Source organism: Streptomyces auratus, from assembly GCF_050433025.1.
GTDB lineage: Bacteria > Actinomycetota > Actinomycetes > Streptomycetales > Streptomycetaceae > Streptomyces > Streptomyces sioyaensis.
The window spans coordinates 2,098,911-2,125,364 of the sequence record NZ_JBNGCB010000003.1 but is presented as its reverse complement, the minus strand read 5'-3'; the positions used below and the strand labels follow the sequence as shown (position 1 = coordinate 2,125,364).

Genomic DNA, 26,454 nt, shown 5'->3' with positions numbered 1-26,454 from the left:
CCCCGTGCATGTCGTTACGGCCCGGCTGGGCGCTCAGTGACCGATGAGGTGCCCAAGCTCCTGCGCAAGCGCCACACCGCTACTGCCCGCTGTGAGCCCGAGCGAAATGGTCTGCAGCGCCTGCCGGACCCTTCCGCGGTCAGCGGGCCGCTGCTCCTGCTCGGCCGCCACCAGTTCGCCGCGCACCACCTCAGCCTGTGCGGCGAGCGCCGACTGGCCTTCGGTGCACAACTGCCGTACAAGTTCGGTGGCGAGGCGCAGAGCCTCGGTGGAGCTCTCGCCGTGATGGTGAATCTCGATCCTGCCGCCGTCTCCGAAGTTGCTCGGGCCGGAGACTTCACTGTGGAAATTGAAGGTACTCATCCATGCTCCTGGGCGGGGAGGGGTGTCGGGATCGTCAGGTCAGGGCTGTCCACCGGGGTACCCAGGGGCCCCCGAGGGCTGCGGCCCCTGTCCGTACGACGCGATCTGGCCGTTGTTGCCGAAGTTGCTGGGACCGGTGACGTCCCCGGAGAAGTTGTACGTCTGGGTATTGATGACTTGCTGGGCCTTGTCGAAGGAGCTGGTGTCGACGTTGTGGTCTTTGAGGAATCGCTCCGTCGCGATCAGCACGCCTTGCTGGAGGCGGTGCAGGAAGTCCTGGGAGTCGGTGCGATCCGAGTGCCCCAACTCGTCCCAGGAAGCGACATGTTCGCGCAGGCTGTCCGCGGCACCGTAGTCGTACACGGCATGTCGCTTGCTGATCTCCCTGCGCCGCCTCTCCAGTTCCTTCGCCTTCCGGTTCCGCTCGGAGTGACGGCGGTGGTTTCGACCCAGCGCACCCCGCAGCGCCGGCCCGGTCGTCCTGGTGGCGAACCGCACCAGGTTCCACCACCGCTCGAAGCCGCCGAGCGGCAGATAGCCGACCCGGTCATAGCGGCGACTCACCGGAGGAATCGCATAGGCCGCGACCTCCCAGGACAGGCTGGGGTGCTGTAGCCGGGCCCGCAGATGCATCGAGACGACGACCCGACCTCCTTCACCCACGCGTTCCAAGCTCAGATAGGTGCGCATGCCTGCGCCGGGGTGGGCGAGACCTGCCTGCACCAGCTGCTTCGGGATCTGTACACGGGGCGGGCCGAGTGGATCCGGCAGCAGCTCGGGGCCGAAGTGCTGCACATGAGTGCCCAGCACGTAGAGCCGGTTCCTGGCTCGTAGCCCTTCGAGGCCGGCGATCTTCGCCATCTCCCGGGCCACGTAGGTGTGCAGATCGACCGCGTCGAAGGGCGTGATGGTCAGTTTGCCGCCGCCAGGGGCTTGGGCAGGGGTGCTGATGTCGATGGGCTGCCAGACCACCTCTTTGATCTTCCTGCCGCTGCCCACGAACGGATGGGTGCGTTCGGCGGCCGCCGTATACGGCACGACGTTGGCGCGCTTCAGCTCCCGGAGCCGGTCTTCCGCCTGCTGCGGAACGGGCGGGGCGAGGTCTTCGGGTTTGCCGCCCGTCCTCATGACGGTGAGCGCGGCGGCGCGGGCCCCGCTTTCCGCCTGGTACACCAGCCACCATGCGGCGCCGAGCAGGACCGGGATACCGCAGCCACCCGCCGCTGCGACGCCGGACGATCCGGTCCCCATACCCCATACCGCGAGCAGCGCAGCTGCCCCCAACCCTGCAAAGAGCCAGGCCAGTCGACGGTCCCGAGCATCTATCCGGTTCACCGCCACCCGGGCATGCCGCACGAGCGCCACCAGATTGATGCCGAGCGGCAGTCCGATCGCGGTCATCCGGTCCGCGGTGAACTCCTCGTGCGCCCGACGGGCGAACTGATCGTCCAGATGCGTTGCCGCACACAGTCGCCGGGTCACCGCGTCCGTCCGGTATGTCGGCAACGGAGGTAACCGCCGACTTGCCATTCACCCTCCCCGAGTACTTCTTCCGCAGCACCCTATGAAACCGGGCACCGGCTGTCCCACCGTTTCGCTGATCAAGGCCTTTTGCACACCGAGCCGCTCGACGTCGACCCGCCTCACCTCTACGCCGACCGCCCTCTCCGCCAGGACGACACGGATCCGGTCAGCCCTCGTCCGGCGCCAACCGCAGCGAGATGGAGTTGATGCAGTACCGCTGATCGGTGGGGGTGGGGTACCCCTCGCCTTCGAAGACGTGCCCCAGATGCGAGCCGCAGCGCGCGCACCGCACTTCGGTCCGCGTCATGCCGTGCGACGTGTCGGGCACGAGCTCCACGGCGTCCGCGTCGCGTGGGTCGTAGAAGGACGGCCAGCCGCAGTGGCTGGCGAACTTGGTGTCGGAGCGGAAGAGTTCGGCGCCGCAGGCGCGGCAGGAGTAGACGCCCTCGGTCGTGGTGTCGGTGTACTCGCCGACGAAGGCGGGCTCGGTGCCGGCCTCGCGCAGGACGCGGTACTCCGCGGGGGTCAGCTCGGCGCGCCACTGCTCGTCGGGCTTGTCGATCTCGTACGGCATCGGGGGCCTCCTTGGCTCAGCTGCCCAGGCGGGACAGGATGGCGGGGCCGAGGTCGGTCACATCGCCCGCGCCCATGGTGAGAACAAGGTCACCGGGCTTGGCCATTCCGGCGATGAGGTCCGGGACGGCGGCCTGGTCGCTCTCGGGGGTGACATCGGCGCCCGCGGCGCGCGCGGCGTCGATGATCAGGGTGCTGGTGACTCCGGGGATCGGGTCCTCGCGGGCCGGGTAGATGTCCAGGACCACGGAGGCGTCGGCGAGGGCGAGCGCCTGGCCCATCTCCGTGCCGAGCTCCTGGGTGCGGGAGAAGAGGTGCGGCTGGAAGACGACCAGCACCCGGGAGCCCTCGGCGGCGCCGCGGATGGCTTCCAGGTCGGCGGTCATCTCCGTGGGGTGGTGGGCGTAGGAGTCGATGACCTGGACGCCGGCCGCCTCGCCCTTGAGCTGGAGGCGGCGCTTGACGCCGGTGTACTTGCCGAGCGCGGAGGCGAGGTTGTGCGGCGGGAGGCCCAGGGCGACGCCGGCGGCCAGGGCGGCGACGGCGTTGTGGGCGTAGTGCCGGCCCGGGACGGAGACCGTGAAGGTGAGGATCTTGCCGCTGGTCAGGGTGACGGTGACGTCGCTGGTCAGGCCGCGGGGGTTGACCTTGAGGATGCGGACGTCGGCGTCCGCGGACTCGCCGTAGGTGACGACCTCGATGTCATGACGGCCGGAGATCCTTTCGGTCAGCTCGCGGGCGCCGGGCTGGTCGGCGGCGATGACCAGGGTGCCGCCCGGGCGGATGCGGCCGACGAAGGTCTCGAAGGACTCGTAGATCTCGTCCATCGAGGCGTAGTTGGCGTGGTGGTCCAGCTCCACGTTGAGGATGATGGCGACCTCGGGGGCGTACTTGTGGAAGCTGCGGTCGCTCTCGTCGGCCTCGGCGACGAAGATCTCGCCGGCGCCGTGCTCGGCGTTGGATCCCGGGGCGTCGAGGTCGCCGCCGATGGCGTAGGACGGCGTGAGGCCGAGGGCGCCGAGGGAGACGGCGAGCATGGAGGTCGTCGTCGTCTTGCCGTGGGTGCCGGCGACCGCGATGGGGCGCAGGCCCTCCATGAGGGAGGCGAGCGCGTCGGAGCGGTGGACGACCGGGATGCCGCGCTCCTGGGCGGCGGCCAGCTCGGGGTTGTCGGGGCGGATCGCGGAGGAGACGACGACACTGGTGGCGTCCTCGGCGAGATGCCCGGCGGCATGGCCGAGGTGGACCGTCACACCGAGGGCGCGCAGGGCCTGGGCGGTCGCGGAGTCCTTGGCGTCACTGCCCGCCACCTGGGCGCCGCGCTGCGCGAGGATCTTGGCGATGCCCGACATACCGGCTCCGCCGATGCCGATGAAGTGCGGCCGGTCCATCGAGGCTGGGATGGCGGGTGCCATGGTGCGTCTCCCTGATCGTCGATCATCGCGAGCGGTGATGCTGCCGTTCGGTCGTGCTGTCGATGATTCTCGCACCCGGCACCGACAGCGCCGGTCCATGGACCCCGGCCGGGCCCTGCGGCGGTGGTCAGCGGCGGATCAGGCCCTGTGCGGTGGCGGCGGCGACCGCGGACGTACGGGAGTCCACGCCCAGCTTGGCGTAAATGTGGACGAGGTGGGACTTGACGGTCGCCCGGCTGAGGAAGAGCAGTTTGCTGACCGCCGCGTTCGAGTGGCCCTCGGCAACGAGCTGGAGGACCTCCGTCTCGCGCCGGGAGAGCGCGGTGGCGGGGGTACGCAGCCGGTCCATCAGGCGCAGCGCGACGGTGGGTGCGAGCGCGGACCGTCCGGCGGCGGCGGTGCGGACCGCGGCGGCCAGCTCCTGGGGCGGGGCGTCCTTGAGGAGGTAGCCGGTGGCGCCGGCCTCGATGGCGGCGAGGATGTCGGCGTCGGTGTCGTAGGTGGTCAGCACGAGGACGCGCGGGCCGCCGGGGCGGGCGGTGATCTCGGCGGTGGCCTGCGAGCCCAGCATCCGGCCGCCGAACTGGAGGTCCATGAGGACCACGTCGACGTCGCCCTGCGCGGCGCGGCGGACCGCCTGCTCGGCGGTGGGGACATCGGCGACGATCTCGAAGTCCGCTTCGGTCTCCAGGACGGCGCGCAGCCCGGCCCGTACGACGGGGTGGTCGTCGGCGAGCAGCAGCCGGACGGTGGTGGCCGGGACGGTCACGAGGCGGCCTCCGGGGCGGCGTCGGGCGCGGGGGCGGGGCAGGGCAGGGTGACGGCGATCGCGGTGCCCTCTCCGGGGGCGGACTCGACGGCCAGCGTCCCCTGGAGGGCGCGGGCCCGGGCGCGCATCGCGGCGAGGCCGAAGCCGGTGCCCCGGGCCTCGGCGGAGCCGGGTGCGGGCAGTTCGGCGGGGCGGAATCCTCCGCCGTCGTCGACGATGTCCAGCGCGACCTCGGTGTCCATGTAGCTGAGGGTCAGCTCGACGCGGCCGGCGGCGGCGTGCCGGACGGTGTTGGCGAGCGCGGACTGGGCGATGCGCAGGAGGGCGACCTCGTGCGGGGTGGGGAGCGCGAGGGGCACGCCGGAGACCTGGCAGTGCACGGTGAGCCCGGAGCTGCGGGCCGTGGTGGCGCAGAGCCGCTCCAGGGCGGCGGGCAGCGACCCCGCCTCCAGGGCGGGCGGGCTGAGCGCCTGCACGAAGCGGCGTGCCTCGGCGAGGTTGTCGACGGCGGTGGTGCGGGCCTGCCGGACATGTCCGAGGGCCGCTGTGGGCTGCTGCGGCAGGACGCGTTCGGCGGCCCGCAGCAGCAGCTGGATGCTGGACAGCCCCTGCGCGAGGGTGTCGTGGATCTCGCGGGCCAGCCGCTCGCGTTCGGCGAGCCGGCCGGCGGCGCGTTCCGCGGCGGCCAGCTCGCTGCGGGTCGCGGTGAGCTCCTCGATGAGGCGCCGGCGCTGTTCGCTCTCCCGGTAGAGGGCCTGGTAGCCGAGGACGACGGCGACCGCGACGGCGGCGCCCAGGACGGGGCCGAGGACCGTGCCGACGCTGATGGTGTGGGTGTGCCAGCCGAATCCGGCGATGCCGGCGAGGGTGGTGGCCGCGACGGCGGGCAGCGACCGGCGCAGCGGCAGCAGATGCAGTTGGACGAAGAACAGCGGGAACGCCAGCCAGACGCCGTCCGGGGTGAGAACCAGCAGCGCCAGCCACACCAGGGCGACGGCCGTGAGCCAGCGGGCCGCGGCGGGCGGGGAACTGCGTACGCGGGGCAGCCGGGGGCCGAGCGCGTAGAGGGCGAGCAGCACGACGGCGGTGGCGACGACGGCCGGGGCGTTCGGGGCGCGCCCGGCGACTGCGCGTACGCAGGCGAGCGCGAGCAGCGCGGCCACCAGCAGATGCAGGCAGCTGCGCAGAGCCCGCAGGACGGGGGTGAGGGAGTGTGCGGTCACGGCTTCTTCGGTCACGGCCCTCACAGGCTAAGGGCCGTCCTCACCCGCGGCATCAACCAAAGGGTTGACCTCGGGGCGCACCTTCCGGCGCGGGGAGACCACTCCCCCGCGCGATGCCCGGCCCCCGCCCGGCAGGCGACGGTGGTCCGGCCGCCGGGCAGTGGGTCCGGCGGCCGGAAGCAAGGAGGGCACCGCCTGTGTTCGTGGCCTGGAGGGACCTGGGATTCGCCAGGGGACGGTTCGCCCTGATGGGCACCGTCATCATGCTGATCACGGTGCTGGTGGGGCTGTTGTCGGGCCTGACCGCGGGCCTGGGCCGGGAGAACACCTCGGCGATCACCGCGCTGCCCGCCGATCACCTGGTGTTCTCGGCGCCTGCCGACGGCAGCACCATCGCGTTCACCGACTCGCGGCTGTCCGGGCGGACCGTGGCGGCCTGGGCGCGGGTGCCGGGCGTACGGGGCGCCGAGCCGGTGGGGATCACCCCGGTGAAAGCCGAGGCGGGCGGCCGGAGCGCCGCGGTGTCGGCGTTCGGGGTGCGGCCGGGGTCCCGGCCGGCGCCGGAGGGGGTCGGTGACGGAGCGGTGGTGCTGTCCGGGAAGGCCGCGGCGGCGCTGGGGGTACGGGCCGGGGACGCGCTGACGCTGGGCGGCCGGACCTGCACGGTCGCGGCGGTGTCGGGCACGGCGATGTACAGCCATACGCCGGTGGTCTGGATGTCGCTGGCGGACTGGCGGAGGGCCGGCGGCGGATCCCGGGCGGCCGACGGCTCCGGGCGCGCCGACGGGACGGAGGCGACCGTGCTCGCCCTGTCCACCACCGGGTCGGCCGATCTGGCCGCCGCCGATACGCGGCTCGGCACCAGGACCGTCGGCACCGGCGACGCGCTGCAGGCCATCGGCTCGTACCGCGCGGAGAACGGCTCCCTCCAGCTGATGCGCGGTTTCCTCTTCGCGATCTCCGCGCTGGTCATCGGGGCGTTCTTCACGGTGTGGACGGTCCAGCGCAGCGGCGATGTCGCGGTGCTGAAGGCGCTGGGCGCCTCGACCGGCTCGCTGCTGCGGGACGCGCTCGGCCAGGCCGTCGTCCTGCTGCTGCTCGGGACCGGCCTGGGCAGCGCGGTGGTGGCCGCGGTGGGTGCGGGGATCGGCTCCGCGGTGCCCTTCGTGCTCACCCCGTCCACCGTGCTGCTCCCGGCCCTGATCATGACCGCGCTGGGCGCCGCCGGCGCCGCGCTGGCCGTCCGCCGCATCACCTCCGTCGACCCGCTGACCGCCCTGGGGAGTGCCCGATGAGCCTCGAACTGACCGATGTCACCCTCACCTACCCCGACGGCGACGCCCGGCTGACCGCACTGGACGAGGTCTCACTGACCGTGTCCCCGGGCTGTCTGACGGCGGTGATCGGGCCGTCCGGCTCCGGCAAGTCCAGTCTGCTGGCGGTCGCCGCCACGCTGATCCGCCCGGACCGCGGACGGGTGGTGCTCGCCGGCACGGACACCACCGGGCTCGCTCGCGCGCAGCTGACGGCGCTGCGCCGCACCACCGTCGGCACGGTCTTCCAGCAGCCGAATCTGCTGCCGTCGCTGACCGCCGCCGAACAGCTGCAGGTGATGGCCCATCTGGACGGCCGCTCGCCCCGTAAGGCGCGGGCCCGGGCGCTGGAGCTGCTGGCCGCGGTCGGCATGGACCGGCTGGCCGGCCGGCGGCCGCATCAGCTGTCGGGCGGTCAGCGGCAGCGGATCAACATCGCGCGGGCGCTGATGAACGAACCGGCGGTGCTGCTGGTGGACGAACCGACCAGCGCCCTGGACCACGAGCGGGGCGCCGCGGTGCTCGACCTGCTGCTCACCCTCACCCGGCAGCGCGCGACCGCGACGGTGCTGGTCACCCACGACCCGGCGCATCTCGGCCTGGCGGACGAGGTCGCCGAGGTGCGCGACGGCCGGCTCCGCCTGCGGACCGGTGCCCGCCCCTGATCCCCGCCGCGCGGCCGCTCAGCCCCCGGTGGGCTGCTGGGGCTGGTCGTCCGCCGCGTGCGAGAAGAGTTTGAGGACCGGGACGCCGACCATGTGGCGGGCGCGGGAGGCCCAGTCGCGGTGGAAGAACTCCTCGACGAAGTGCGGGGTGGTCAGCACGATCACCTCGTCCGCACCGGTCTCGTCGACGACGGACCGCAGCAGGTCCAGCGGGTGGTCCTCGACCACCTGCCCGACGGCCTCCGCGCCGGTGGCGCGCAGCGCCTGCAGTGTGTGGGCCAGGGCCACCTCGGCGGGTGCCTCCGCCTGGGCGCCGCCCGGTTCCTCGCCCTCCCGTACGGCGTCGTCGAACTCGCCGAGGGCGACGTCGTCGATCGCCCGCAGCAGGACGTCCTGCTTGCCGCGCGGCTGCATGAGCACGACGAACGAGATCCGGTCATCGCCGTGCAGCGTGGTCACGAACTCCACGTCGGCGGGCGTCAGAGGCTTCTCGATCATCAATACGCTCGTGAACACGACGGACGCCCTTCTTCTCCTCGGGGCACCGCATCGCGCGGAGCCCGACAGAAACCATCCGCCCCGTCGCCACACGGGGCCTGCTGGCTCTAAGTGTGCCCAACGGAAGCTAAGCGGAACAGATAATTCCGCCGATTGTCACGACCGGCGGTACCGAGTGAACAGGAACCCGTCCTCCTCCAGCACGGATGCCAGGGCGAAACGCTCCGGAACCGGGACGGCCGGCCCGTTCATGATCCTCGGGGCACCACCCACGGCCACCACGGGGGCCAGCGACAGACACATCTCGTCCAGCGCATCGGCCGCGGCGAACTGTCCCAGCAGCCTGGGCCCGCCCTCCGTCAACAGCCGGGTGTGCCCCCGCCCGGCCAGTACACCGGCCACCCGGGCCGGATCGACGCCCACGCCCTCCCCGGCGAACAGCACCTCGGCACCCGCGGCCCGGGCCGCGGCCACCCGGTCCGCCGGTGCACCGGCGCCGGTCAGCACCAGGGTGGGCACCACCGGCTCGGTGAACAGGGGCAGCGTGAAGTCCAGCTCAAGACCGGCGGTGACCACGGCGATGGCCGGGGCCGGGCCCTGGCCGGCGGCGGCCCGGCGGGCGGCGAACACCTCCCGGGCGCGGGCCGGGCGGTAGCCCTCCTTCCGCACCGTTTCCGCCCCCACCACCACGGCATCCGCGAGCGCCCGCAGCACCCCGAAGATCCGCATGTCGGCGTCGCCGGAGAGCGGCTGCGAGCGGCCCTCGTGGTGGGCCGCCCCGTCCAGGGAGGACACCATGTTGGCGCGCAGCCAACCGGGGCGGCCCGCGCGCACCGGATCGTCCGCCGCCGGATACGCGTAGGCCTCGGCCAGCTCGGCCGGCGTCCACGGCCGGTCCACCGGGCCGACCGCCGCCACCTCGGCTTTCCCGGTCTCGGGGGTCGGCGCGGGCGGGGCGGGGAGGGGGAACAGGCGTCGCATGGCGGCAGTGTGACATGCCTCGCTCACCGGACCGCCGCCTCCCGCACAGGAGATAGGCTGGAGCGCTGTGTCACCTTCCGAGTCCTCTTCTCCGCAGCCCGCCCCGACGGCCGTTCCGCCGGCCGACGGGGACGCCGCGGCCCCCGCCGCGCTGACCGCCCGCGCCCCGCACGTCCCGGCCGAACGCCTGGTCGCCGAGATGGTGCCGCCGCCGCGCTTCCAGGGCGCCCGCTTCGACACGTACATCCCGGACGCGAAGCAGCCCAGCCAGGCCGAGGCCGTCCAGGTCCTCAGCGACTTCGCGGACAGCATCGAGGGCGGGCGGGCCCCGGAAAAGCGGCGCTGGTTCGCCAGGAAGCCGGCGGCTCCCACGGGCCCGCGCGGCGTCTATCTGGACGGCGGCTACGGCGTCGGCAAGACCCACCTGCTCGCGTCCCTGTGGCACGCCACCCCCGCCCCGGCGGAGCGCAAGGCCTTCGGCACCTTCGTCGAGCTGACGAACCTCGTCGGGGCGCTCGGCTTCCAGCAGACCGTGCGCACGCTCGGCGAGCACCGGCTGCTGTGCATCGACGAGTTCGAGCTGGACGATCCCGGTGACACCGTCCTGGTCTCCACCCTGCTCGGCAAGCTGGTGGACGCCGGTGTGGCGCTGGCCGCCACGTCCAACACGCTGCCCGGCAAGCTCGGCGAGGGCCGGTTCGCCGCCGCCGACTTCCTGCGCGAGATCCAGGGGCTGAGCGCCCAGTTCCGTCCGCTGCGCATCGACGGCGAGGACTACCGCCACCGCGGTCTGCCCGACGCGCCCGCCCCGTACGACGACGAGACGGTCACCCGCACGGCATACCGCACGCCCGGCGCCTCGCTCGACGACTTCCCCTCCCTGCTGGAGCATCTGTCCACGGTGCACCCCAGCCGCTACGGCGCGATGTGCGACGGCATCGAAGCGGTCTGCCTCACCGACGTCCAGGCGGTGCCCGACCAGTCGACGGCGCTGCGCCTGGTCGTCCTCGCGGACCGGCTCTACGACCGCGAGGTGCCGGTGCTGACCTCCGGCAAGGCCTTCGACGAGCTGTTCAGCGAGGAGATGCTGCGCGGCGGCTACCGCAAGAAGTACTTCCGGGCGATCTCCCGGCTGACGGCGCTGGCGCGCGACGCGGGGGCCCTGGTGGCCGACGGCTCCCGGTAGGCGGCACGGCGGGCGCGCCACCCGGCTGTCGCCCGCCGCAGTGGTTCCCGGCGCCCCGGCTGCGTGGTACACACGGCGGGTCACGTCACCTGTCCGCCAACAGGGAGCCGCCATGTCCGCGACACGACGTCAGATCCTGGCCCGCACCGGTGCGTTGGGGACGGCCCTCGCCTTTTCCGGAAGCCTCACGGAGCTCTTCGCGGGGACCGCGACCGCCCAGGGCATGGGCCGGCGCGGCTACGGCCCGCTGATCCCCGACCCGGACGGCCTGCTCGACCTGCCCCGGGGCTTCCGGCACCGGGTTCTCTCCCGGGAGGGCGACCCGCTGCTCTCCGGGGAGGGCAAGGTGCCCGGCAACTGCGACGGCATGTCGGCGTTCCCCGGCCGCCACGGAGGCACCTACCTGGTCCGCAACCACGAGAACCGTACGCACTCCCGCCAGGCCGTCCCCACGGTCCGCGATCTGACGTACGACCCGGGGGCCGAGGGCGGCTGTACGGCCCTGGAACTCGACCGGGACGACACGGTGCGCTCCGAGCGGGTCGCCCTCGCCGGTACCTCCACCAACTGCGCGGGCGGCCATACCCCTTGGAACACCTGGCTGACCTGCGAGGAGACCGAGTTCCGGGCCGGTGAGGAGAACTACACCAAGGACCACGGCTTCGTCTTCGAGGTCGATCCGTACGACCCGCGGCGCACCGGTGCGGTCCCGCTGACCGCGATGGGCCGCTTCTCGCACGAGGCGGTCGCCGTCGACCCCGGCACCGGCACCGTCTACGAGACCGAGGACGCCTTCGACAAGCCGTTCGGCCTCTTCTACCGCTTTCTGCCCAAGAAGCCGAGGGGCGGCCGCGGTTCCCTCCGGGCCGGCGGCCGGCTCCAGGCGCTGCGGGTCCCCGGTGTGCCCGACCTCTCCGCGATCCAGCGGCCCGGCACCGTCTTCGACCACGTCAGCTGGGTGGATGTGCCCGACCCGCTCGCCCGCGAGACCCCGATCCGCTTCCAGGACTTCGGCCCCGGGGGCATCACCCACGCCCAGAAACTGGAGGGCTGCTACTGGGGCGGCTCCTGCGTCTACTTCGTCTCCAGCTTCGCCCACCGGTCCGCCGGCTCGACGGCCGACCACTACGGCCAGGTGTGGAAGTACGACCCGAGGAAGCGGCAGCTGACCCAGGTCGTCGTCTTCGGCCCGGACACCGACCTCCAACTGCCCGGCGAATCGCCCGACAACATCTGCCTGGCACCCAGCGGCGGCCTGATGGTCTGCGAGGACGGCGACGGTGCCCAGCATGTCTTCGGCCTCACCCGGCGCGGCGAGGTCTATCCGATGGCGCGCGGCCGGCAGAACATCGGCACACCGGAGAAGCCGGAGTGGGGCGAGTTCGCGGGCGTGACGTTCTCGCCCGACTTCCGGACGATGTACGTCAATTGCTATACGCCGGGAACGACGTTCGCGGTGACCGGCCCGTGGCACCACTGACGCCGCGGCGGACCGAGGCGACCCCGCACGGTACGGAGCGTCAGCCGGAGCAGGCGGACCGTTGGGCCTCCTGCCACTCACAGACGGGGCAGAGCACCGTGCCGGGGTGGTCGAGGGGGTACTCGGTGGGCTGGGCGCAGTGGAGGCAGGCTGCGGTGTGGTCGGCTTGAGGGGAGGGGGCGGGGGAGGGCGGCATGTCGGCGAGCGTACGCCTGCTCCCCCCCACCCCCGAACCCACCCCGTTCAGCTACGACGAGACGTGAGGGCACAGGCCGCGGCGATGGCGGCAGCCGCGATCACGACGGTGGCGGCGAGCGGCAGCCAGGGGGCGAGGACCGTGCCGTGGGCGGAGCCGGTGACCATGCCCGACAGAGCGGCGTTGGCGGGCGAGGCGCCCAGTACGAGCAGCAGCAGGGCGGCGGTGAGACTCGCCGGGACGCCCCAGGCGGCGCTGCGCAGCACCGGCCAGTTGCTCAGCGCGCCGATCGCGATACCCATCAGCAGGCATGTCAGCGCGGTGAGCAGCCCGGCAACGGCCGCCGGCAGGACCGGGACGGCCACCCGGTGGTCGTTGGAGCGCGGGTCGCCAAACAACACGACCAGCCCCACGCCGACCACCGCGAGCACCAGCGCGGCGCCGGCCGCGGTCAGCACGGCGGCGAGGTGGGCCCGGTCGGGGCCGGCGGCCGCGGCGGCGCAATTGCGGGCGGCCGGCGGCTCGTTGGTGACGCAGATCCGGGTCAGCCATACGGCGACCGGCAGCAGGCCGCCGGCGGCATAGCCGAACGAGTCGAGGATCGGGCTGCCGCCCTTCACACCGATGGCCAGCCAGGCGGCGTAGAGGATGACCGGGGGCAGCCAGCGGTGCGAGCCGATGAGCAGGGCCGTCTGGTAGCGGAGGAGAGCGGTCACGGGAGGGGCGCCTCGTCGGGTGCGGGGGTGGGGTCGTCGGCGCCGGGGGCGGTGATTCCCTCGATGGCAGTTCCGGGGGCGGTGCCGTCGTCCGGCCCCGGGGCGGCGGTGACCGCGCGGATGTGCCAGGGCGGGCGTGCGGTGAGCAGGGCGCGCAGCACAGCGTCGGAGTGGACGGCCGGGACCGTCAGCAGGGTCGTACCGTCCGGTCCCGGCGAGATCTCCGTTCCGCCGGGCAACTGGGGCGCTCCGGCGGGTGCCCGGTCCGGCCCGGCGGGCAGCACACTGCCCGGTGCGCCCTCGGCCTCGATGGTCACCCGAGGGCCGGTCACGGTCACCGGGCCCGCTGTCGGGGCCTGCGCGACCTGGGCCAGCAACCGCCCGTCCTCGACCCGGTAGCGGGCGTCGGCCGCGCCCGCCAGCCGCCGCGGGTCATGATCGACGAAGACGACGGTGCCACCGTCCGCGACCCGCTCGGCGACCGCCCGGTCGAGCACCTCGCGCGCGCTGCGGTCCAGCCCCGTCCAGGCCTCGTCGAGCACCAGGAGTCCGGGCTCGGCGAGCAGCGCCTGGGCGACCGCCACCTTCTGGCTCGTCCCCTTGGACAGCTCGGCCATCGGGGTCCGCGCATGTCCGGCCGCCCCGAAGCGTTCGAGCCACTCGGTCGCGCGGCGGGCGGCTTCGGGGCCGCGCAGGCCGTGGATGCGGCCGAGGTGGGTGAGGTAGCCGACGGCGGTGAAGGGCAGGGCGACCGGGAACCGTTCGGGCACATAGGCGCTGCGCCGGCGGCCGGTGATCCGTCCGGTGCTGGGCCGGTCGATCCCGGCCAGCAACCGCAGCAGCGTGGACTTCCCGCTGCCGTTGGCCCCCTCGATGCGCAGCAGTGCCGATACGGGCACGTCGAGTTGCACCTCCCGCAGCACCCAGGGGCCCCGCACCCCGTAGCGCCGCCCCACCCCGTCCAGCCTCATGCGTTCCGGCACCTCCGCAGTCTCCCGGCGGCTCCCACCGCGCCACCGCCCCGACGGTAGCCGGACCGGCCGCCCGGCGCCCGCGCGAGGACGCACCCCGCCCCGCCCTGCGTACGGCAACCCCCTGCGGGGCGAGCGGCGTTCCTGTGACGTGCCGACGGAGTCGCCCGCTCCGGCCGGACGGGGTGGGTGGCCGGTGCGCGGCGACCGGGGGCCGGCGGGTGCTCTGTCGGTGCCGGCGGGAGCGACGGCCGAGGGCGCTGTCGGTGCCGGCTGGCAGACTGGGCGTGTGACCAGCACCGAGACCGCCGGGCAGCAGCCCGGCAACAGCTCCGCCAGCGCGTTCACCCAGGCCGCGAACGACCGGGACGCGGCACCGCAGTTCGTGCTGCCGCTCGTCGCACGGATCGAGAAGAGCGACCCGCCGGCGCGCACCGACGCGCTGGAGACGGCGGCGCGGGCGGTGCTGGTGCTGCTGTCGGACGAGCGGTCGGCCGGGGACGGCGAATGGGCCGCGGCGGTGCGCGACTGGCAGGACGCCCGGATCCGGAAGGTGGTGCGGCGGGCGCGCGGCGCGGAGTGGCGGCGGGCCGGGGAGCTGCCGGGCATCACGGTCACCGGCGCCCGCGCCGAGGTGCGGGTCTTCCCCCCGGTGCCGCTCGACGGCTGGCCGAAGGAACTGGCACGGCTGCAGGTCTCGGGCACGGAGCTGGACGATCCGGAGCCGCCCGGGCCACCCGCGGCCGACCGGCCGGTGCTGTGGCTCAATCCCGGGCTGGAGATGTCGGCGGGCAAGGAGATGGCCCAGGCCGGACACGCCGCGCAGCTGGCATGGTGGGAGCTGTCCGATGCGGAGCGGTCGGCCTGGCGCGCGGCCGGGTTCCCACTCTCCGTACGGTCCGCGGCGGCCGCGGAGTGGGAGAAGCTCACCCGCAGCGGTCTGCCCGTCGTACACGATGCCGGCTTCACGGAGATCGCACCCGGCTCCTGCACGGTCGTCGCCGACCACCCGGCGCTGCGCAGCGCGGTGCCGCCCACCGGCTGAGCCGGCGGGGCACGCCCCGGCCTGCGCGGTGACGTCGGGCAGGCCCCCCGGTAAACCTCAAATCCACCTCTGAACCCGCCCGGTGCAGGATTCGGACCGTCGTGCCGGGTCAGGAGTACCCACACCACGGAGGAGGGGGAGCCATGCAGTGCCTGGGGACGGGAATCGGGTGGCGGCCGGAGATTGCCGCCGAGATAGCGGAGCTGCCCGGGGTGGACTGGGTCGAGGTGGTGGCGGAGAACATCTGCCCCGGCCATCTGCCGGACGCCCTGCGGGAGCTGCGCGCGCGGGGCACCACCGTCATCCCGCACGGGGTCTCGCTCGGTCTGGGCGGCGCCGAGCGTCCGGACGCCGGCCGGCTGACCGCGCTCGCCGAGCGCGCCGCGGCACTGGACGCCCCGATGGTCACCGAGCACATCGCCTTCGTCCGGGCCGGCGGGCCGCTGACCGCTTCGCCGCGGATGGAGGCGGGGCATCTGCTGCCCGTCCCCCGCACCCGTGACGCGCTGGAAGTGCTGTGCGAGAACGTGCGGATCGCCCAGGACGCCCTGCCGGTGCCGCTGGCGCTGGAGAACATCGCCGCGCTCATCAACTGGCCGGGCGAGGAGCTGACCGAGGGGCAGTTCCTGACCGAGCTGGTCGAGCGGACCGGGGTGCGGCTGCTCATCGATGTCGCCAACCTCCATACGAACCACATCAACCGGGGCGAGGACCCGGCGGTGGCCCTGGACGGGCTGCCGCTGGAGGCCCTCGCATACGTCCATGTCGCGGGCGGTGTGGAGCGGGACGGGGTGTGGCACGACAGCCACGCCCACCCGGTGACCGGGCCGGTGCTGGACGTGCTGGCCGAGCTGTGCGCCCGGACCACCCCGCCCGGCGTGCTGCTGGAACGGGACGACGACTTCCCCGGGGGCGGGGAACTGGCCGGCGAGCTCGACGCGATCCGTAGCGTGCTGAGGGAGGCCCGCCATGTCCGGGCCGCGTGAACCGGAGGCCGGGCAGGCGGCACGGGCCCGCGGCCAGCGTGCGGGGGAAGGGGCCACCACTCCTCCCGCCACCGCTCCCCCCGGCGTCGACACCACGACCGCCACGGACACCACCACCGACGCGGCGCGGCAGCGACTGGCGCTGGCGCAGACCGCGCTGCTGTCCGCGCTGGTCGCCGGGACGCCGGCCCCCGAGGGCTTCGACCGCACCCGGCTCCGGGTGCAGAGCCGGGCGCTGACCGCCAAGCGGGCCGATGTCGTCGCCAAGGTCGCGCCGGAGCTGCCCGGCATCCTCGGCCCGGACTACCGGGCCGCGTTCCTCGGCTATGCGCGCCACCGCCCCATGAGCGGCGGCTACCGGCAGGACGCCCTGGAGTTCGCGGCGTATCTGCTGGACCGGGGGCGTCCCGAAGACCCGGACGCACGGCGGCAGTTGCGGCGCTGGTGGCGGGATCGCTCGGGCCCACGACCGCCGTCCGCGCGACCCCTGGCCCGGCTGCTCAGAGCGGTGCGGCAGGTCCTGCCCCCGAGATGACCGCGGCGCCCCGCACAGGACGGCGAGTGGTGCGGGCCGCGCAAGAGGGTGCGGTTCGGACCTTGCCGGCGGAACGTGCGCGGTGCGGCGGGGGGGGCCTGCCCGCATCGTGAGAAACGTTGTGGCGGCAAGCAGGGCCGTACCGTAGAAAACCGGCTATGTCGCTCCTCTTCCTCCTTGTCGCCTGGTCGGCGGCGGTGCTGTCCTGTGCGCTGCTGTGCCGTGCCGCGGTCGCCGCCGCCCCCCTCACCCCGCCGGCCCCGCGAGCGAGCGCCCAGGCCGTCCCGGCTCCGGCCGCCGCGGAGCGCCGCGGCTCCGGGCTGACCCTGTACGAGATGGCCTACCTTTCCGGCGGACCGCACCGGCTCGCCGACGTGGTGCTGGTGCTGATGGCGCAGAAGCGGCGGCTGCTGCTCGCCGACACCGGCTGGGCCACCGTGGTCGACCCGGTCGGCACGGACGCCGTCGAGCGCGCCGCCCTCACCGCGATAGGCCCCGAAGGACAGCGCCGCATACCGGCCGTACGGGACGCCCTGGTGAGCGACGAGGCGGTGCGGCAGGTGGCGGACCGGCTGGAGACGGCGGGGCTGGCGCTGCCGGCCGCGGTCCGCCCGGGCATCAGCGGTGCCGTCCGCCTGGTGCGGGGCGCCGCCCTCGTGGTGCTGCTGTCCGCCCTCGCGACCTACTGGAAGGCGGCGCCCGGCGTGGACAGCGGGCCGGTCCTGGCCTGGTTCGCGGTGCCGCTGATCCTCACCCTCGGCACCTGGGCCGCGGCCCGCTTCGAGCTCCACCCGTACAGCGACTGGGCCACGACGGCGGGCGAGCGGCAGCTGCCCGGCGCGGCCGGCTCCCGCAGCGCCCCCGACTCCCCTGCCGCCCCGGCCGGCTCGCTCATCACTCTCGCCCTCCGCGGCCCCGCCGCCCTCACCGACCCCACCTTGCGCGCCGCGCTCCACTCATCCGGGGCATAGCCTCCGACACCGGACCCAGGTGCTTTACATCGACAATGCGCGCCCCAACTATCCCTTTTGTATGCACACACGAAGGGACGGCCAGTGAGAGCACTTGCGTTGTACGGCACCATCGGGTCGCTGATGGTGACCGCCCTCGCCACTGCCCCGGCAGGCGGCGTCACGGGGGCCGCCGGCGCGCCACCCGCACCGGTCGCGCACCACCTCCGATTCGGCCGCTGCGCGCCCGTGGAGCATCTGCCGTCGTCCGTGGAGTGCGGCACGCTCACCGTTCCCCTCGATTACGCGCACCCCGAGGGCAGGAAGATCCACCTGACCGTCAGCCGGGCCCGGGCCACCGCGCGCGGTGAGCGGCAGGGATCCCTGGTCTTCAACCCCGGCGGCCCCGGCGCGTCCAGCATGGAGTTCCCGCTGTACGGCGGGCTGCCCAAGTGGAGCAAGCTGGCGCGCGCCTATGACTTCGTGGGCTATGCGCCGCGCGGCGTCGGCCGCTCGGCGCCGCTGTCGTGCCAGGACCCCGGGGAGTTCGCCAAGGCGCCCACCGACAGCCGGATGCGCCCCGACGCGGCCTTCAAGCGCAAGAAGGTGGCGCAGGCGCGGGCGTACGCCCGTGGCTGCGTCCGCCGGGCCGGGTCCGCGCTGCCCTTCTACAACTCCGTCAACAACGCCCGCGACCTGGACATGCTGCGGGCCGCGCTCGGCGAGCGTCGGCTGACCTTCATGGGCGCCTCGTACGGGACGTACTTCGGTGCGGTCTATGCGACGCTCTTCCCCGGTCACGTCCGGCGGATGATCTTCGACAGCGTGGTCAACCCCGACCCCCGGCAGGTCTGGTACCGCAACAACCTCGACCAGGACGTCGCCTTCGAGCGCCGCTGGGGCGACTGGCTGCGCTGGGTCGCCCGGCACAACGGCCAGTACCACCTGGGCACCACCCGGCAGGCGGTGCAGCGGGCCTACGACACCGCCGCCACGAAGCTGCGCCGCGCGCCCCTCAACGGGAAGATCGGCGCGGGACAGCTGCAGTCGGCCTTCCTCAAGACCGGCTACAACGACGCCTTCTGGCCGCTGCGCGCCGAGGCGCTCTCGGGCTATCTGCACGGCGACCCCAAGCCGCTGATCGCCCAGGCCCTGCCCCGGCCCGCGGGCGCCGCCGCCGAGGAGAACAGCGCCGCCGTCTACACCGCCGTCGAGTGCAACGACGCCCGCTGGCCGCGCAGCTGGCAGACCTGGAACCGCGACAACACCGAGATCGCCCGGGACGCACCGTTCGAGACCTGGGACAACGCCTGGATGAACCTGCCGTGCGCCTTCTGGCCGGACCGGGCGGAGTCGGCCGATGCCGAGCTGGACGCCGCGGCACACCGGGCGGACGGCCCCGAGGTCGGCGGGGATCTGGTGAACGCCGCCGACCGTACGGCCGAGGCCGCGGTCGACGGTGCGCTCCACGGTCAGCGCCGGCCGCTCGACGTCCGCACCGCGCCGGGGGCGCTGCCGCCGGTGCTGCTGCTGGCCGCCGAGCGGGATGCGGCGACGCCGTACCGGGGCGCGGTGGAGCTGCAGCAGCGGCTGCCCGGCTCCTCACTGGTCACCGAGAACGGGGCGGGCACCCACGGGATCGCCTTCAACGACAACGCCTGTGTGACCGCGTACGCCGAGGCGTATCTGCTGCGCGGGAAGGTCCCGGCGCGCCGGGTGTACTGCGCACCGCGGGCCGAGCCGGTGCCCGGCCAGCAGGCGACCCGGTCGCAGCACGCGCTACCGGGCAAGTAGCCGGGGAACAGACGCTGCGGGCCGCCCCCGAGGGGACGGCCCGCAGTGCTGTGTGCCGGCCCCGGCTCAGGCCAGGCCGGCGACCAGCTCGGCGACCGGCTTACGGCGACCGGTGTAGAACGGGATCTCCTCGCGGACGTGCATCCGCGCCTCGGAGCCGCGCAGATGGCGCATCAGGTCGACGATGCGGTAGAGCTCGTCGGCCTCGAAGGCCAGCACCCACTCGTAGTCGCCGAGCGAGAACGACGGCACCGTGTTGGCGCGCACGTCCGGGAAGCCGCGGGCCATCTTGCCGTGGTCGGCCAGCATCCGGCGGCGGTCCTCGTCAGGCAGGAGGTACCACTCGTAGGAGCGCACGAAGGGGTAGACGCTGACGTAGTCGCGGGCCACCTCGTCGGCCAGGAAGGCCGGGATGTGCGACTTGTTGAACTCGGCGGGGCGGTGCAGCGCCATGTTCGACCACACCGGCTCCAGCGCACGGCCCAGACGGGTGCGGCGGAAGAGGTTGTACGCCTCCTGCAGGGCGTCCGAGCTCTCCGAGTGCCACCAGATCATGAGGTCGGCGTCGGCGCGCAGGCCGGACACGTCGTACGTGCCGCGGACCACCACGTCCTTGGCCGCGAGCTGCGCGAACAGCTCCTCGACCTCGTCGGCGTAGCCGCTGCGGTCCTCGGGGAGGACCTCGCGCAGCTTGAAGACCGACCAGAGGGTGTAGCGGATGACCTCGTTGAGGTCCTTGGCCTTCTTGCCGGCGTTCGGGGACTTCTCGGGCGCCGCGGGGGTGTGCGGCGCCGAAGCGGGGGTGGAAGCGTCTGTCATGTCGTCCATTCTCACTCGCCCGGGGTCCGGTCCGCCGTCAGGGTCCCGAGGATCTCGTCCGCGGCGCGGTGCGCCGAGCCGATGCAGGCCGGGATCCCGACGCCGTCGTAGACCGCGCCGCACACCCGCAGCGCACCCGGCATCCGGGCGACCGCGGCGCGGATCTTGGCGACCCGCTCCAGATGGCCGACGGCGTACTGCGGCAGTCCGCCCTCCCAGCGGGTAACGGTGGCGGCCACCGGGCGGGCGGCCAGGCCGACCGCCGCGCCAAGGTCGGCGAGCGAGAGCGCGACCAGCTCGGAGTCGTCGCGCTGGAGGTCGGCATCGTCCTGGTAGCGGCCGAGGGAGGTGCGCAGCACGAACAGATCGGGGTCGGCGTCGCCGATCCAGCCCCATTTGTGGCTGGAGAAGGTCGAGGCCTTGATCCGGCGGCCGTCGACGGGCGGCACGAGGAAGCCGCTGCCGGCGGGCACCCGGTCCAGGTCGGCGCGGCGGAAGGCCATGGTGACCAGCGCCATCGAGGCGTAGTCGACGGTGGCCAGCTCGGCGGCCGCAGCCGGGGAGCCCTGGCGCAGGAGGTGTGCCGCGGCGCCCGCGGGTGCGGCCATGACGACCGCGTCCGCGGTGAGCGTCCGGTCGCCGAGCCGGATCCGCCAGCCGTCGTCCCCGGCCCAGTGCAGCTCGTCCACGGCGGCCCCGCAGCGGATCTCGCCGCCGGCCCGGCGCACGGCGTCGGCGACGGCGGCCGGCAGGGTTCCGATCCCGCCGTCGATACCCATGAAGACCGGGGCGACCTGCCCGTTCTGCGGTGCGGTGGCGGCGGCACGCGCCTGGAGGTCCCGTACGCCCTCGGTCAGGGAGCGCCGGGTGCGGGCGACCTCGAAGAGCTGCGGGACGGCGGCGCGCATCGAGATGCGGTAGGCGTCACCCGCGTAGACGCCGCCGAGCAGGGGCTCGACGAGCCGGTCGACGACCTCCCGGCCGAGCCGGGCGGCGACGTACTCGCCGACCGCGACGTCCTCGCCGGTCTCGGTCCGGGCCAGGGTCTCGTCCTGGGCGATCCGCGCCATGCCCTCCGGAGAGATCACGCCGGAGGCGGCGAGCGGGGCGAGGTCCCCGGGCACGCCCATGACATGGCCCTTGGGCATCGGGCGCAGCGCGTCGCGGGTCCACAGGGCCGCGGTGGCGGTGGCCGGCGGCTGCAGCCGGCCGCCGATCCCGACGGCGCGGGCGAGCTCCACCGCCTCCGGGCGCCGGGCGAGCATCGACTCGGCACCGAGATCGACCGGGACGCCGGCGATCTCGCCCGCGTGCAGCTTGCCGCCGAGCCGGCCGGACGCCTCCAGGACGGTCACCCGGGCGCCGCCTTGGAGCAGACGGTGCGCGGCCGCCAGCCCGGAGATGCCTCCACCGATGACGACGGCATGACCGGGCCCGCGGCCCGTACTGGTGTGCGCTGCGCTCATGCCCCCACTCTCGCAGAGCCGCCCACCGGGGCGTCGGCCAGACCGCGGCCCGGGCGACAAGGCGCCGGAGCACCGGCGCCGTTCACGGTGCCCGGCGCGGCGGGCGAGGTGACCGAGAGCCCCCGTTGACAGCGGGCAGCGGCGGGCAAAGACTCATGGTCGGTGGGTGGCGATCTTCGTGGCGCCCGCCGACCGTCGAGCCCGGGACAGCGAGGACAGCGCCTGATGACCGACCCACGCCTGCGGGATGTGTACATCGTCGATGCCGTACGGACCCCCGTCGGCAAGTACGGCGGCGCACTGGCCGGGGTCCGGCCGGACGATCTCGCCGCCCATGTGCTCAAGGCCCTGGTGGACCGCACCCCGGACCTCGATCCGGCGCGGATCGACGACGTCTGCTTCGGCGATGCCAACGGCGCCGGCGAGGACAACCGCAATGTGGCGCGGATGGCGGTGCTGCTGGCCGGGCTGCCGGTGACCGTGCCCGGCGTGACCGTGAACCGCCTGTGCGGGTCCGGCCTGGAGGCCGTCATCCAGGCCGCCCGGGCCATCGCGCACGGCGACGCACGGATCGCGGTGGCGGGCGGCGTGGAGTCGATGAGCCGCGCGCCGTATGTGCTGCGCAAGCCGGAACGCGCCTTCCCCGCGGGCCATCAGGAGATGTTCTCCTCGACGCTGGGCTGGCGGATGGTCAACTCGCGGATGCGCCCGGAGTGGACGGTCGCGCTCGGCGAGGGCGCGGAGCTCATCGCCGACCGGTACGGCATCACCCGCGAACAGCAGGACGTCTTCGCGCTGGCCAGCCACCAGAAGGCGGTGCGCGCCTGGCGGGAGGGCGCCTACGACGCGGAGGTCGTACCGCTGCCGGAGGGGGACCTGCTGCGCGACGAGACGATCCGCGAGGGCTCCTCCCTGGAGTCCCTCTCCAAGCTGAAGCCGGTGTTCCGTACGGCCGGCGGCACGGTCACCGCCGGCAACTCCTCGCCGCTCAACGACGGTGCCGCGGCCCTGCTGCTGGTGGACGAGGAGGGCCTGCGGGCCACCGGGCGCGAGCCGCTGGCCCGTATCAGCGCGAGCGCGGTGACCGGCGTCGAGCCACAGCTGTTCGGACTGGGCCCGGTGGAGGCGGTACGCCGCGCACTGGAGCGCTCCGGCCGCGGCTTCACCGACATCGCGACCTTCGAGCTCAACGAGGCCTTCGCGGCCCAGGCCCTGGGCTGCATCACCCAGTGGCCGGAACTCGACCCCTCGGTGGTGAACCCCCAAGGCGGCGCCATCGCCATCGGCCACCCCCTGGGTGCCTCCGGCGCCCGCCTGGCCGGCTCGGTAGCCCACCAGCTCGCCGCCCAGGGCTCGGGCACCGGCCTGGCCGCGCTCTGCATCGGGGTGGGGCAGGGGCTGGCACTGGTGCTGGAGCGCTGAGCGGGGGCGCGCAGAAACCTGCCCCCTCCCCCCTCCCAGCGTTGTCCACAGGTCCCCGCGCAGACGGCTGACGAGCCGTAACGTAGCGAGGGCAGGCGAGGGAGCCGCACGGCACGCGGCACGACACGGCACGCGGACGGCCAGGGCCACAAGGGCCACAAGGACGGCAAGGGGGCCGGCATGACGGCGGAACGGCTGGTGATCGTCGGTGGTGATGCGGCAGGGATGGCCGCGGCCTCACAGGCCCGGCGGCTCAGGAAGCCCGGCGAGCTGGCCATCACCGCATTCGAGCGCGGGCATTTCACGTCGTACTCGGCCTGCGGGATTCCGTACTGGGTGGGCGGTGCGGTCGACGGTCCTGATGCGCTGATCGCGCGTACGACAGCGGAACACCGCGCCCGGGACATCGATCTGCGGATGCGCACCGAGGTGACGGAACTCGACCTGGACCGCGGCCGGGTGCGTACCCGGGAGCTGGACAACGGCGGCCGGGAGACCTGGACGGGCTTCGACAAGCTGGTGCTGGCGACCGGAGCGCGCCCGCGCCGCCCCCTGCTGCCGGGGATCGACGCCCCGGGGGTGCACGGTGTGCAGACCCTCGACGACGGCCAGGCGCTGCTGGACACCCTGGAGGCATCGGCGGGCCGCCGCGCGGTGGTGGTCGGCGCGGGTTACATCGGGGTGGAGATGGCCGAGGCCCTGATCCGCCGCGGCTACCGGGTCACCGTGCTGGAGCGGAGCGCACAGCCGATGTCCACCCTCGACCCGGACATGGGCGCCCTCGTCCACGAGGCGATGTGCGCGAGGGGCATCGAAACGGTACGCGGTACGGCCGTCACCGGAGTGGTGACCGGCACGGACGGCCGGGCGTGCGCGGTGACCACCGAGGACGCCGAGTACCCGGCGGATGTGGTCGTGCTGGGCATGGGCGTGCGCCCCGAGACCACGCTCGCCGCCGCGGCCGGGCTGCCGCTGGGCGAGTCCGGCGGGCTGCTCACCGATCTGGCGATGCGGGTCCGCGGCCAGGACCACATCTGGGCGGGCGGGGACTGTGTGGAGGTGTGGGACCTGGTCTCCGGGCGCACCCGCCATATCGCGCTGGGCACCCACGCCAACAAGCACGGGCAGATCATCGGCACCAACGTGGGCGGCGGCTATGCGACCTTCCCCGGTGTCGTCGGCACCGCCGTCAGCAAGGTCTGCGACCTGGAGATCGCCCGTACGGGACTACTGGAACGCCACGCGGACGCCGCCGGGCTGCGTTTCGTCACCACGACCGTCGAGGCCACCAGCCGCGCCGGCTACTACCCCGGCGCCCGCCCGATGCACGTCAAGATGCTTGCCGAGCACCGTACGGGGCGGCTGCTGGGCGTGCAGATCGTCGGCCGCGAGGGCGCCGGCAAGCGCGTGGACATCGCGGCGGTCGCGCTCACGGCCGGGATGACCGTGGAGCAGATGACCGCCCTCGACCTCGGCTACGCCCCGCCGTTCTCCCCGGTCTGGGACCCGGTGCTGGTGGCGGCCCGCAAGGCGACCCGGGCCGTACGGGAGGCCGGAGACTGACGGTTCGGGTCCGCAGCGCGCCCCGCCGCACGGGAGGGCGCCGGTCCGGTCGTGTCCCGCAGGACGTCCGGCCGGACCTGGGAGACGGCTCCGCTCAGCGCGCCGTCTGCGTGTGGACGTACTCGACGAGGCGGGTCAGCGCCTCCGGGTCGGTGCTGGGCAGCACGCCGTGGCCGAGGTTGAAGATGTGCCCCTCCAGACCGGCGGCCGCATCCAGGACCTCACGGGCCTTGGTCTCGACGGCCTCTTGGGGCGCGAAGAGCACGGCCGGGTCGATATTGCCCTGGAGCGCCTTGCCGGGGCCGACGCGGCGGGCCGCCTCGTCGAGCGGGACCCGCCAGTCGACGCCGACGACATCCGCGCCCGCCTCGCCCATCAGGCCGAGGAGTTCGCCGGTGCCGACACCGAAGTGGATCCGCGGGACGCCGAGGCCTTCGACCGCCTTGAACACCTTGGCGGAGGCCGGCATCACGGAGCGGCGGTAGTCGGCCGGCGAGAGCGCGCCGACCCAGGAGTCGAAGAGCTGGACCGCGCTCGCGCCGGCCTCGATCTGGACCTTGAGGAAGGACGCGGTCATCTCGGCGAGGCGGTCCAAGAGGTCGGCCCACAGCTGCGGGTCGCCGTACATGAGCGCCTTGGTGTGCTCGTGGTTGCGCGACGGGCCGCCCTCGACGAGGTAACTGGCGAGCGTGAAGGGCGCGCCGGCGAAGCCGATGAGGGGCGTGCCGCCGAGCTCGCGGACGAGCATGCCGATGGCCTCGGTGACGTACGGGACGTCGCCGGGCTCCAGATCACGCAGCTGCGCGAGGTCGGCGCGGGTGCGGATCGGGTTCGCGACGACCGGGCCGACACCCGGCTTGATGTCGAGGTCGATACCGATGGCCTTGAGGGGGACGACGATGTCGCTGTAGTAGATGGCGGCGTCGACGCCGTGGCGGCGCACGGGCTGCAGCGTGATCTCGGTGACCAGCTCGGGCCGCATACACGAGTCGAGCATCGCGATGCCCTCGCGGACCTTGCGGTATTCGGGCAGCGAGCGCCCGGCCTGGCGCATGAACCACACCGGGGTGTGCGGCACCGGCTCCCGTCGGCAGGCCTTGAGGAAAGCCGAGTCGTATGTAGCGGTCTGCTGCTGGCCCGTGGCCTGGTTGTTGGCGCTCACGCCCCAAATCTTCGCACGCCGGGTCGGCGGCCGATTTCGGCAGGTGGCCGATATCTCCGCATGCGCCCGAAGGCACCTCCGAACGGGCGACGCGCGCACCGGGTGTCCTCCCCGTATGCGGGCCCGATTCCGCCTAACCTTCCGGGCATGGCTGCGGCTCATGAACACCTCGCGGACAGCGCGGACGAGACCCCGATCCCCTTCCGTCAGGCGGTCGAAGCGCTCCGCGCGGCCAGACTACGGCCGGAGATCGAGATCGATCCGACGCCCGCGCCGAAACGGCTCGCCCCGTTCGCGTACGCCCTGGAGGCTGCGGTCGTCGAGCGCGGCGCGGGTCCGGACGGCGAGGACCGGGATCTGGCGGACGGTCGGCTGGTGGTGCTGCACAACCCCGCCGGGGACGACACCTGGCAGGGCACCTTCCGGGTGGTGACACTGGCGCGGGCGGAGCTGGAGCCGGAGATGGGCAGCGATCCGCTGTTGCCGGAGGTGTCGTGGTCGTGGCTCACGGGCGCGCTGGAGGCGCGCGGGGTGCACTACGGCGCGCCGAGCGGCACGGTGACGCGGGCCGGCTCGTACTACTTCGGCGGGCTCGCGGCGCGTGAGCCCGCGACCCAGATCGAGATCCGGGCGTCGTGGACGCCGGCCGAAGGCCCCGGCGGGGTGCCGGATCTGGCGGCCCATCTGGCGGCGTGGTGCGATCTGCTGTGCCAGGTGGCGGGCCTGCCGCCGGCCACGCCCGACGCGGCACCGCGCGGCGGCGTCGTCCCGCTCCCCCAGCGGCGTGGCGCACAGCCCCGCTGAACTGCACTTTTCCCGCCCGGTCCGGCCGGCGCCGA

At 73.7% G+C, this 26,454-nt stretch carries 24 protein-coding genes and 1 pseudogene; 11 read left to right on the top strand and 14 right to left on the bottom strand.

Annotated features, from left to right (window positions below; all coding sequences use genetic code 11):
* Positions 1 to 33 precede the first annotated feature (33 nt).
* The 6 genes from BKA18_RS28985 to BKA18_RS28960 form a co-directional block, all read right to left on the bottom strand.
* On the bottom strand, positions 34 to 363 hold the full coding sequence (locus BKA18_RS28985; RefSeq protein WP_366045702.1) for a hypothetical protein: 330 nt from the start codon (positions 361 to 363) through the stop codon (positions 34 to 36).
* 39 nt (positions 364 to 402) lie between these two features.
* Positions 403 to 1,845 carry a hypothetical protein gene (locus tag BKA18_RS28980; RefSeq protein WP_366045701.1) on the bottom strand — a complete coding sequence of 481 codons (1,443 nt, stop codon included), beginning with the start codon at positions 1,843 to 1,845 and terminating at the stop codon, positions 403 to 405.
* Between the two features lie 208 nt (positions 1,846 to 2,053).
* Complete coding sequence (gene msrB / locus BKA18_RS28975; RefSeq protein WP_366045700.1) at positions 2,054 to 2,461, bottom strand: peptide-methionine (R)-S-oxide reductase MsrB; 408 nt, start codon at positions 2,459 to 2,461, stop codon at positions 2,054 to 2,056.
* Positions 2,462 to 2,477: 16 nt separating this feature from the next.
* Complete coding sequence (murC, locus tag BKA18_RS28970; RefSeq protein ID WP_366045699.1) at positions 2,478 to 3,875, bottom strand: UDP-N-acetylmuramate--L-alanine ligase; 1,398 nt, start codon at positions 3,873 to 3,875, stop codon at positions 2,478 to 2,480.
* Between the two features lie 127 nt (positions 3,876 to 4,002).
* Entirely contained in the window at positions 4,003 to 4,644 is a 642-nt protein-coding gene (locus BKA18_RS28965) for a response regulator transcription factor (protein WP_366045698.1), read from the bottom strand.
* The gene (locus tag BKA18_RS28960; RefSeq protein WP_366045697.1) at positions 4,641 to 5,882 is read right to left on the bottom strand and encodes a sensor histidine kinase; all 1,242 of its coding nucleotides are present in this window, start codon (positions 5,880 to 5,882) and stop codon (positions 4,641 to 4,643) included. Before BKA18_RS28960 ends, BKA18_RS28965 begins: the two co-directional genes overlap by 4 nt.
* 182 nt (positions 5,883 to 6,064) lie before the next feature.
* Here BKA18_RS28960 and BKA18_RS28955 point away from each other — a divergent pair, with 182 nt between their 5' ends.
* On the top strand, positions 6,065 to 7,162 hold the full coding sequence (locus BKA18_RS28955; RefSeq protein WP_366045696.1) for an ABC transporter permease: 1,098 nt from the start codon (positions 6,065 to 6,067) through the stop codon (positions 7,160 to 7,162).
* Positions 7,159 to 7,845, top strand: coding sequence for an ABC transporter ATP-binding protein (locus BKA18_RS28950; RefSeq protein ID WP_006602436.1), 687 nt, complete (start codon positions 7,159 to 7,161; stop codon positions 7,843 to 7,845). The genes BKA18_RS28955 and BKA18_RS28950 overlap by 4 nt, the downstream gene beginning before the upstream one ends.
* Positions 7,846 to 7,863: 18 nt before the next feature.
* Here the strand turns inward: BKA18_RS28950 and BKA18_RS28945 are convergent, their stop codons facing one another.
* Positions 7,864 to 8,361 (bottom strand): indole-3-glycerol phosphate synthase, encoded by a 498-nt coding sequence (locus BKA18_RS28945; RefSeq protein WP_366045695.1) that lies wholly within the window; start codon positions 8,359 to 8,361, stop codon positions 7,864 to 7,866.
* 138 nt (positions 8,362 to 8,499) lie between these two features.
* Complete coding sequence (locus BKA18_RS28940) at positions 8,500 to 9,324, bottom strand: pyrimidine reductase family protein (protein WP_366045694.1); 825 nt, start codon at positions 9,322 to 9,324, stop codon at positions 8,500 to 8,502.
* A gap of 67 nt (positions 9,325 to 9,391) precedes the next feature.
* Here BKA18_RS28940 and zapE point away from each other — a divergent pair, with 67 nt between their 5' ends.
* Positions 9,392 to 10,510: a cell division protein ZapE gene (zapE, locus tag BKA18_RS28935; protein ID WP_366045693.1), complete on the top strand. Its 1,119-nt coding sequence runs from the start codon at positions 9,392 to 9,394 to the stop codon at positions 10,508 to 10,510.
* Between the two features lie 112 nt (positions 10,511 to 10,622).
* Positions 10,623 to 11,990 (top strand): alkaline phosphatase PhoX, encoded by a 1,368-nt coding sequence (locus BKA18_RS28930; protein WP_366045692.1) that lies wholly within the window; start codon positions 10,623 to 10,625, stop codon positions 11,988 to 11,990.
* Between the two features lie 40 nt (positions 11,991 to 12,030).
* On the opposite strand, the gene BKA18_RS28925 is transcribed toward BKA18_RS28930, so the two are convergent.
* From BKA18_RS28925 to BKA18_RS28915, 3 genes are read right to left on the bottom strand one after another with little or no spacing between them, the layout of a single operon-like run.
* Positions 12,031 to 12,186: a hypothetical protein gene (locus tag BKA18_RS28925; protein WP_366045691.1), complete on the bottom strand. Its 156-nt coding sequence runs from the start codon at positions 12,184 to 12,186 to the stop codon at positions 12,031 to 12,033.
* A gap of 47 nt (positions 12,187 to 12,233) precedes the next feature.
* Entirely contained in the window at positions 12,234 to 12,902 is a 669-nt protein-coding gene (locus BKA18_RS28920; RefSeq protein WP_366045690.1) for an ABC transporter, read from the bottom strand.
* Positions 12,899 to 13,873: an ATP-binding cassette domain-containing protein gene (locus tag BKA18_RS28915; RefSeq protein ID WP_366045689.1), complete on the bottom strand. Its 975-nt coding sequence runs from the start codon at positions 13,871 to 13,873 to the stop codon at positions 12,899 to 12,901. The genes BKA18_RS28920 and BKA18_RS28915 overlap by 4 nt, the downstream gene beginning before the upstream one ends.
* Before the next feature lie 289 nt (positions 13,874 to 14,162).
* Between BKA18_RS28915 and BKA18_RS28910 the strand changes: the two genes are divergently transcribed.
* From BKA18_RS28910 to BKA18_RS28895, 4 genes and pseudogenes are all read left to right on the top strand, one after another.
* On the top strand, positions 14,163 to 14,918 hold the full coding sequence (locus BKA18_RS28910) for an aminoacyl-tRNA hydrolase (RefSeq protein ID WP_366045688.1): 756 nt from the start codon (positions 14,163 to 14,165) through the stop codon (positions 14,916 to 14,918).
* A gap of 143 nt (positions 14,919 to 15,061) precedes the next feature.
* Positions 15,062 to 16,439, top strand: a pseudogene (locus tag BKA18_RS28905) (MbnB/TglH/ChrH family RiPP precursor modification enzyme).
* 158 nt (positions 16,440 to 16,597) lie between these two features.
* A complete protein-coding gene (locus BKA18_RS28900; RefSeq protein WP_366045687.1) occupies positions 16,598 to 17,410 on the top strand; it encodes a TIGR04222 domain-containing membrane protein in 813 nt (270 codons plus the stop codon).
* Between the two features lie 99 nt (positions 17,411 to 17,509).
* Positions 17,510 to 19,183 carry an alpha/beta hydrolase gene (locus tag BKA18_RS28895; RefSeq protein WP_429638780.1) on the top strand — a complete coding sequence of 558 codons (1,674 nt, stop codon included), beginning with the start codon at positions 17,510 to 17,512 and terminating at the stop codon, positions 19,181 to 19,183.
* Between the two features lie 66 nt (positions 19,184 to 19,249).
* Here the strand turns inward: BKA18_RS28895 and hemQ are convergent, their stop codons facing one another.
* Together hemQ and hemG are read right to left on the bottom strand one after the other, a co-directional pair.
* Positions 19,250 to 20,011: a hydrogen peroxide-dependent heme synthase gene (gene hemQ / locus BKA18_RS28890; protein WP_429638712.1), complete on the bottom strand. Its 762-nt coding sequence runs from the start codon at positions 20,009 to 20,011 to the stop codon at positions 19,250 to 19,252.
* 2 nt (positions 20,012 to 20,013) lie between these two features.
* Positions 20,014 to 21,468, bottom strand: a complete 1,455-nt coding sequence (hemG, locus tag BKA18_RS28885; RefSeq protein ID WP_366045685.1) for a protoporphyrinogen oxidase — start codon at positions 21,466 to 21,468, stop codon at positions 20,014 to 20,016.
* A gap of 225 nt (positions 21,469 to 21,693) precedes the next feature.
* On the opposite strand from hemG, the gene BKA18_RS28880 reads away from it, so the two are divergent.
* The gene (locus BKA18_RS28880; protein ID WP_366045683.1) at positions 21,694 to 22,890 is read left to right on the top strand and encodes a thiolase family protein; all 1,197 of its coding nucleotides are present in this window, start codon (positions 21,694 to 21,696) and stop codon (positions 22,888 to 22,890) included.
* A gap of 180 nt (positions 22,891 to 23,070) precedes the next feature.
* Positions 23,071 to 24,453 carry an FAD-dependent oxidoreductase gene (locus BKA18_RS28875; RefSeq protein WP_366045682.1) on the top strand — a complete coding sequence of 461 codons (1,383 nt, stop codon included), beginning with the start codon at positions 23,071 to 23,073 and terminating at the stop codon, positions 24,451 to 24,453.
* Positions 24,454 to 24,547: 94 nt separating this feature from the next.
* Here BKA18_RS28875 and hemE read toward each other — a convergent pair whose 3' ends face one another.
* Positions 24,548 to 25,615, bottom strand: coding sequence for a uroporphyrinogen decarboxylase (gene hemE / locus BKA18_RS28870; protein ID WP_366045681.1), 1,068 nt, complete (start codon positions 25,613 to 25,615; stop codon positions 24,548 to 24,550).
* 147 nt (positions 25,616 to 25,762) lie between these two features.
* Here hemE and BKA18_RS28865 point away from each other — a divergent pair, with 147 nt between their 5' ends.
* The gene (locus tag BKA18_RS28865; protein WP_006602451.1) at positions 25,763 to 26,419 is read left to right on the top strand and encodes a DUF3000 domain-containing protein; all 657 of its coding nucleotides are present in this window, start codon (positions 25,763 to 25,765) and stop codon (positions 26,417 to 26,419) included.
* Positions 26,420 to 26,454: the final 35 nt, after the last annotated feature.